At 60.4% G+C, this 346-nt stretch carries 1 protein-coding gene; it reads left to right on the forward strand.

All coding sequences use genetic code 11. The annotated features are described in order from the left end of the window. On the forward strand, positions 1 to 346 hold a 346-nt coding region (locus RCF13_RS23660; RefSeq protein WP_308141604.1), incomplete at both ends, for a HipA domain-containing protein.

Consider the following 346-nt stretch of genomic DNA (forward strand, 5'->3'; position numbering starts at 1 on the left):
GCTGCAAGCGTCTCGCGATGAGGACCGCAGCTACACGGAGATTGCCGACGCCATTCGTTCGCACAGCAACCAGCCAACCGAAGACGTGCGCCAACTCTGGCGACGCCTGGTGCTCAATCTGCTGATCACCAACGTGGACGACCATCTGCAGAACCATGGGTTCTTGCATGTTGAGCGTGGCTTGTGGCGGCTTGCACCAGCCTTCGACATCAACCCTTTCCCGGACAAAGATCGGGAGTCGAAGACTTGGCTCTCCGAGCAGGATGGCCCGATCACCGATGTGCACATGCTGGTGGCCCGCGCGCAGTACTTCGCGCTGGACGAGACACAAGCTTTGGCCGTGCTG

This window comes from Stenotrophomonas maltophilia group sp. RNC7 (genome assembly GCF_030910085.1).
GTDB lineage: Bacteria > Pseudomonadota > Gammaproteobacteria > Xanthomonadales > Xanthomonadaceae > Stenotrophomonas > Stenotrophomonas sepilia.